Here is a 6,727-nt window from a genome sequence, read left to right as displayed (position 1 = left end):
TTGCGGCCGCGCCGGCTTGTGCGGGCTCGGCCGCGCCGGCCGTCAGTCGTCCTTCGGGGCGGCCTTCTTCTCCTCGGCCTTCTCCTCGGCGTCCTCGATGACCGCCTCGGCGACCTGCTGCATCGACATCCGGCGGTCCATCGACGTCTTCTGGATCCAGCGGAACGCGGCCGGCTCACTCAGCCCGTACTGCGTTTGCAGCACGCTCTTCGCGCGGTCGACCAGCTTGCGGGTCTCCAGTCGCTGGGAGAGGTCGGCGACCTCCCGCTCCAGCGCCTTCAGCTCGGCGAAGCGGGACACGGCCATCTCGATGGCCGGGACCACGTCGCTCTTGCTGAACGGCTTCACGAGGTAGGCCATCGCACCGGCGTCACGCGCGCGCTCGACCAGCTCGCGCTGGGAGAAGGCCGTCAGCATCAGCACCGGGGCGATGCTCTCCTCGGCGATCTGCTCGGCGGCGGAGATCCCGTCGAGGATCGGCATCTTCACATCGAGGATGACCAGATCGGGCCTGTGCTCGCGGGCGAGCGCGACGGCTTTCTCGCCGTCGCCGGCCTCGCCGACGACGGAATAGCCCTCTTCTTCGAGCATCTCCTTCAGGTCGAGGCGGATCAGCGCCTCGTCCTCGGCGATGACGACGCGGGTGATGTGCGGGGGGACGTGCGACTGCGAGTCGGCGGCAGCCGTGATCTCGTCGGGGGCGTCAGCGGGGCTCACCGTGCTCCTCGTTTCATGGCAGGTGGGGCTCCATGAGCCTACCCAGCTCCTGTAAGGTAGGAGCACGCGGGGCGGCTTCCGTCCTTCCTTTCTAAGGCCCCAGTACTCCAACTGGTTAGAGAGGCGGCTCTCAAACAGCCGACAGTGTGGGTTCGAATCCCACCTGGGGCACCTTTCCTTCGATTCCACGGTTGCGGAATCGCGTGAAGTGGATGTTCACGTTCTCGTGAACATCCATCATTTGCGCTCGCGTCACTTTTTTGCGAACCAGAGTTAAGTCGTGAACTTCCACGGTACTGAAGTCAGAACGAAAGCGCTCAGCCTGTTGCGGGCCGGCGCCAAGAACGCAGAGGTCTCCCGCACGCTGAACGTACCGGCGGGGACGATCGGTTACTGGCTTCACCGGGACCGTTCGAAGCGCGGGGAGTGTCCCGGTGCGCACGATCCGAGTTGCCCCCGGTGCGACGGCCGGGAACTCGATGAAGCCGCGTACTCATACCTCCTCGGCCTCTACCTCGGCGACGGCCACATCATCCAGTACTCCGCACACCGGGTCCCGAGCCTGATGATCACGTGCGCCGAGTCCTGGCCCGGCCTGATGGACGAGTGCGAGAGCGCGATGCGCGCCGTCTTCCCCGACAACTCGGTCTGCCGTGTCCGCAGAACCGGCTGTCGCAATGTGAAGGTCTACTCGAAGCACCTGTGGTGCCTCTTTCCCCAGCACGGGCCGGGCCGGAAGGACACCAGAGCCATCATCCTGGAACCGTGGCAGCGCCAGATCGTGAACGCACACCCCTGGAACTTCATCCGCGGCCTGATCCACTCCGACGGCTGCCGCGTCACCAACTGGACGGTACGCACCGTCGGCGGCGAACGGAAGCGGTACGAGTACCCCCGGTACTTCTTCACGAACAAGTCGGACGACATCCGCCGCCTCTGCACCGACGCGCTCGACCGCGTCGGTGTCGAGTGGAAGCAGACCACCCGCTACGGGGTTCCGTGGAACATCTCCATCGCCCGCCGCGCGTCCGTCGCCCTGATGGACGCCCGCGTCGGGCCAAAGTACTGACGGCCGCCCCCACACCGCCCGGCGCGCGCAGAGCCTACTGCGGAGCGTCGTCCTCGCCGATATGGTGCACCCGCACCAGATTCGTGGAGCCGGGGACGCCGGGCGGGGAGCCCGCCGTGATGACGACGACGTCGCCCTTCTGGCAGCGGCCGATCTTGAGCAACTGCTCGTCCACCTGCTGGACCATCTCGTCCGTGGTCTCGACCCTCGGGCCGAGGAAGGTCTCCACGCCCCAGGTGAGGTTGAGCTGGGAGCGGGTGGCCGGGACCGGGGTGAAGGCGAGGACGGGGATCGGGGAGCGGTAGCGGGAGAGGCGCTTGACCGTGTCGCCGGACTGGGTGAAGGCGACCAGGAACTTCGCGCCGAGGAAGTCGCCCATCTCGGCGGCCGCGCGGGCGACCGCGCCGCCCTGGGTGCGGGGCTTGCTGCGGTCGGTGAGCGGCGGGAGCCCCTTCGCGAGCAGGTCCTCCTCGGCGGCGAGGACGATGCGGCTCATCGTCTTGACCGTCTCGACGGGGTACTTGCCGACGCTGGTCTCGCCGGACAGCATGACCGCGTCCGTGCCGTCCAGGATCGCGTTGGCGACGTCGGATGCCTCGGCGCGGGTCGGGCGGGAGGCGTCGATCATCGAGTCCAGCATCTGGGTCGCGACGATCACCGGCTTGGCGTTGCGCTTGGCCAGCTTGACCGCCCGCTTCTGGACGAGCGGCACCTGTTCCAGCGGCATCTCGACGCCGAGGTCGCCGCGGGCGACCATGATGCCGTCGAAGGCGTCGACGATGCCTTCGAGGTTCAGCACGGCCTGCGGCTTCTCGATCTTGGCGATGACCGGGAGGCGGATGCCCTCCTCGTCCATGATGCGGTGCACGTCCACGATGTCGTTGCGGCTGCGGACGAAGGACAGCGCGATGACGTCCGCGCCGATGCGCAGCGCCCAGCGGAGGTCCTCGATGTCCTTTTCGGAGAGCGCGGGGACGGAGACGGCGACGCCGGGGAGGTTGAGTCCCTTGTTGTCGGAGACCATGCCGCCTTCGACGACCTTGGTGTGTACGCGGGGGCCGTCGACGGAGGTGACTTCCAGGGTGACGCGGCCGTCGTCGACGAGGATCAGTTCGCCTGCGGAGACGTCGTCGGCGAGTCCGTCGTAGGTGGTGCCGCAGCGTCGGCGGTCGCCTTCGACCTGTTCGACGGTGATGGTGAACTCGTCGTCGCGTTCAAGCAGTACGGGGCCTTCGCGGAATCTGCCCAGCCGAATCTTCGGACCTTGAAGGTCTGCGAGGATGCCGACGCTGCGCCCGGTCTCCTCGGAGGCTTTGCGCACCCGTTGGTAGCGCTCCTCGTGCTCGGCGTAACTGCCGTGGCTGAGGTTGAAGCGGGCTACGTCCATTCCGGCCTCGACGAGTGCCTTGATCTGCTCGTACGAGTCGGTCGCGGGTCCCAGGGTGCAGACGATCTTTGCTCGGCGCATGGTATCGAGCCTACGACTTACCCATGGGTAGGGAACTATGGGGAAGTGACTGCCCAACGGCCTTTGCGTGAACGGCTATTGACAAGTAGTGAAATGTGCGCGGGGGCGCTCCAATGAGCGTTCCGCAGGTCCTCCGTGCGGGGGACATCACGTACATTCGTGCGGGAACTCCGAGCGCGTTCCGAGCACCCGCGCGCCAGCGCACTCGCGTCCTAGAGTTCGGGCCGGGTCATCGTGAAGCGGGCGTTGACCTGTGCGTAGACGGTCTGGCGCTGCGGTTCGAGGTCGAGAGCCGGGGCGTCCGGGGCCGGGGCGCCGCCGTAGCCGGCGCTGCGCATCATCCTGCCCGCCGGGTTCTGCGGCATGCCCGCCGGCGCGGCGTTCTCCGCGCCCTGGTCCGCGAGTTCGACGAGGGCCGCGAGCTGCGCGCCGAGCGCTCCGGCGTACTCGCGGGCGCGCTGCACCGCTTCCCGTACGGCCTGCTGGCGCGCCTCGCGGTGGGCGGGTGAGTCGCGGCGCAGCGCCCACCAGGGGCCGTCGACGCGGGTGAGTTCGAGGTCGGCGAGGCGGGTGACGAGTTCGCCGAGGGCGGTGAAGTCGGTGAGTGTCGCCTGGATGTGGACGCGGCCGTGGTAGGCGCGGATTTTTTCGTGGCGGCCTTTGTCGGTGAGTTGCGGGGTGATGGTGAAGGAGCCGGTCTCCAGGTTCTCGACGGCTTCGCCGTAGCTTTTGACGAGTTCGAGGACGTGGTTGTTGCGGCGGGTGAGGTCTTCGAGGGCGGTGCGCCGGTCGGGGCCGCGGGCGCTGACGGTGATGCCGACGCGGGCGATTTCGGGGTCGACTTCGAGGTGTGCTTCGCCGCGGACGGCGACGCGCGGGGTGTCGGGGGTGCCGTAGGGCATGGCTGTGGCTTCGGGTGTCGCTTCGGGTGTGGTCATGGGCCCACTGTGGCAGGCGGGTGGGTTCTCGGGGAGTCGCCTGATCGATTTCTGGCGGGGCTGTCGCGGGTGCGGTCGTTGGGCAGCCGGTCGCCGGGGTGGCGTCGGCCGGGGGCGGCGGCGGGGTGCTATGGGCGTCCGGCCGAGGCTGGTCCGGCGGCGTGGCTGGCGACCCGGTCCGCGAGGGCCTGTTGGCCCGGCAGCAGGCCCTGGTGGCGGCGGCTCGGTCCGGTCAGCCCGAAGGTCGTGAAGGCGGTGCGGTCCGGGAGGGGGTAGGGGTCTTTGCCGGTGAGGGAGTTGAGGATGACGGCGCTGCGCCAGGCTGCGAGGCCGAGGTCGGGGGCGCCTACGCCGTGGGTGTGGCGTTCGGCGTTCTGGACGTAGATGCCGCCGGTGACGGCGGGGTCGAGGACGAGGCGGTGGTTGGCGTCGATGCGGGGGCGGTCGGCGGCGTCGCGGCGGAGGTAGGGGTCGAGGGCGGCGAGCAGGGTGTCGATGCGGCGCTCGCGGTAGCCGGTGGCCAGGACGACGGCGTCGGTGGTGAGTCGGGTGCGGGTGGCTTGTTGGATGTGTTCGAGGTGGAGTTCGACGCGGGTGTTGCCGACTCGGCCGGCGGTGCGGACGGTGACGCCGGGGGTGAGGACGGCGTCGGGCCAGCCGCCGTGCAGGGTGCGCTGGTAGAGCTCGTCGTGGATGGCCGCGATGGTGTCGTGGTCGATTCCTTTGTAGAGCTGCCATTGCTCGGGGAGGAGTTGGTCGCGTACGGCTTCGGGGAGCGCGTGGAAGTAGCGGGTGTAGTCGGGGGTGAACTGTTCCAGGCCGAGTTTGCTGTATTCCATGGGTGCGAAGGCGGGGGTGCGGGCCAGCCAGTGCAGGCGCTCGCGGCCCGGGGGGCGGTTGCGCAGCAGGTCGAGGAAGATCTCGGCGCCGGATTGGCCGGAGCCGATGACGGTGATGTGTTCGGCTGCGAGCAGGCGTTGTCGGTTGTCCATGTACGCGGCGGAGTGGATGACCGGGACGGTGGGCGCGTCGGCGAGTGGGCGCAGTGGTTCGGGGACGTAGGGCGCGGTGCCGACGCCGAGGGCGAGGTTGCGGGCGTAGCTGCGGCCGAGGGCTTCGGCTTCGCCGTCGGTGTCGAGTTGGGTGAAGTCGATTTCGAAGAGGGCGCGTTCGGGGTTCCAGCGGACGGCGTCGATCTGGTGGCCGAAGCGTAGGCCGGGGAGTTCTTGGCTGACCCAGCGGCAGTAGGCGTCGTATTCGGCGCGCTGGATGTGGAAGCGCTGGGCGAAGTAGAAGGGGAAGAGCCGGTCGCGGCTCTTGAGGTAGTTGAGGAAGGTCCAGGGGCTGACGGGGTCGGCGAGGGTGACGAGGTCGGCGAGGAAGGGGACTTGCAGGGTGGCGCCGTCGATGAGCAGTCCGGGGTGCCAGTGGAAGGCGGGGCGCTGGTCGTAGAAGGCGGTGTGCAGGTCGGGGATGCCGTGGGCGAGGGCGGCGAGGGAGAGGTTGAACGGGCCGATGCCGATGCCCGCCAGGTCGAGCGGTGTGCTGGTGGGGTGTGTGGGGGGTGGTGCGGAGGTCATCGGTTGGTGCTGCCTTCCACGAGTTTCAGGAGCGTTTCGAGGTCGCCGGTCCGTGTGTGGGGGTTGAGCAGGGTGGCTTTGAGCCAGAGTCCGTCGGCGGCGCCGGTCCGGCCGAGTACGGCGTGGCCTTGGGTGAGCAGTCGGCGGCGGATGGCGGCGAGGGTCGCCTCGTCGGCGCCGGTGGGCCGGAACAGGACGGTGCTGATGGTGGGTCGTTCGCGCAGTTCGAGGGTGGGGTGGTCCTCGATGAGGTCGGCGAGCCGGTGGGCGGCGGCGCAGACCCGTTCGACGAGGTCGGCGACGCCGGTGCGGCCCAGGGCGCGCAGGGTGACGGCGATTTTGAGGATGTCGGGGCGGCGGGTGGTGCGCAGTGAGCGGCCGAGCAGGTCGGGGAGTCCGGCCTCGGTGTCGTCGTCGGCGTTGAGGTAGTCGGCGCGGTGGTCGAGGGGGTGCAGGGCGGCGCTGTGGGGTACGGCGAGCAGGCCGGCGGCGACTGGTTGCCAGCCGAGTTTGTGCAGGTCGAGGGTGACGGTGTGGGCTCGGTCGAGGCCGGTGAGCCGCTTGCGCAGGGTGTCGCTGAAGAGCAGCGGTCCGCCGTACGCGGCGTCGATGTGCAGCCGTGCGCCGTGGGCTTCGGCGAGGTCGGCGATCTGTGGGAGTGGGTCGATGGCGCCGGTTTCGGTGGTGCCCGCGGTGGCGACGACGAGGGCGGGGCCCGGCGCTTGGGCCAGTGCCGTGCGGAGGCGGTGGGGGTCGAGGACGCCTGCGGGGGTGGGCAGCGTATGGGGTGCGGGCAGGCCGAGGAGCCAGGCTGAGCGGTGGATGCTGTGGTGGGCGTTGGCGCCGCAGATGATGTGGGTGTGCCCTAGCTCGCGGGCGAGCAGGAGGGCGAGTTGGTTGGACTCGGTGCCGCCGGTGGTGACGAGGGCGTCGGGGGTGGCCTGGGCGTCGGGGG

At 69.3% G+C, this 6,727-nt stretch carries 6 protein-coding genes and 1 tRNA gene; 2 read left to right on the top strand and 5 right to left on the bottom strand.

Translation table 11 applies throughout. The annotated features are described in order from the left end of the window. Positions 1-42: 42 nt before the first annotated feature. On the bottom strand, positions 43-717 hold the full coding sequence (locus tag QMK28_RS33435; protein WP_326443453.1) for an ANTAR domain-containing response regulator: 675 nt from the start codon (positions 715-717) through the stop codon (positions 43-45). 96 nt (positions 718-813) lie between these two features. On the opposite strand from QMK28_RS33435, the gene QMK28_RS33430 reads away from it, so the two are divergent. Both QMK28_RS33430 and QMK28_RS33425 read left to right on the top strand, forming a co-directional pair. Beyond that, positions 814-888, top strand: a tRNA-Leu gene (locus QMK28_RS33430). A gap of 109 nt (positions 889-997) precedes the next feature. Next, on the top strand, positions 998-1,786 hold the full coding sequence (locus QMK28_RS33425; RefSeq protein WP_326443452.1) for a helix-turn-helix domain-containing protein: 789 nt from the start codon (positions 998-1,000) through the stop codon (positions 1,784-1,786). A 34-nt stretch (positions 1,787-1,820) separates the two neighbouring features. Here QMK28_RS33425 and pyk read toward each other — a convergent pair whose 3' ends face one another. The 4 genes from pyk to QMK28_RS33405 all read right to left on the bottom strand — a co-directional run. After that, positions 1,821-3,254, bottom strand: coding sequence for a pyruvate kinase (gene pyk / locus QMK28_RS33420; protein WP_326443451.1), 1,434 nt, complete (start codon positions 3,252-3,254; stop codon positions 1,821-1,823). 212 nt (positions 3,255-3,466) lie between these two features. Continuing rightward, positions 3,467-4,192, bottom strand: a complete 726-nt coding sequence (locus tag QMK28_RS33415; RefSeq protein WP_326443450.1) for an SIMPL domain-containing protein — start codon at positions 4,190-4,192, stop codon at positions 3,467-3,469. Between the two features lie 128 nt (positions 4,193-4,320). Next, on the bottom strand, positions 4,321-5,772 hold the full coding sequence (locus tag QMK28_RS33410) for a lysine N(6)-hydroxylase/L-ornithine N(5)-oxygenase family protein (protein ID WP_326443449.1): 1,452 nt from the start codon (positions 5,770-5,772) through the stop codon (positions 4,321-4,323). Next, positions 5,769-6,727: pyridoxal phosphate-dependent decarboxylase family protein (locus QMK28_RS33405; RefSeq protein ID WP_326443448.1), on the bottom strand; the 959-nt coding region annotated here is incomplete at its 5' end. The genes QMK28_RS33405 and QMK28_RS33410, both read right to left, overlap by 4 nt.

The organism is Streptomyces sp. H27-D2 (genome assembly GCF_035828615.1).
Lineage (GTDB): Bacteria > Actinomycetota > Actinomycetes > Streptomycetales > Streptomycetaceae > Streptomyces.
The sequence above is the reverse complement of the archived record's forward strand: the minus strand, read 5'-3'. Positions and strand labels throughout refer to the sequence as shown.

Coding starts and splice junctions, on each gene's coding strand:
- pyk (WP_326443451.1), bottom strand. CDS start 3,254: ATGCGCCGAGCAAAGATCGTCTGCACCCTGGGACCCGCGACCGACTCG.
- QMK28_RS33415 (WP_326443450.1), bottom strand. CDS start 4,192: ATGACCACACCCGAAGCGACACCCGAAGCCACAGCCATGCCCTACGGC.
- QMK28_RS33410 (WP_326443449.1), bottom strand. CDS start 5,772: ATGACCTCCGCACCACCCCCCACACACCCCACCAGCACACCGCTCGAC.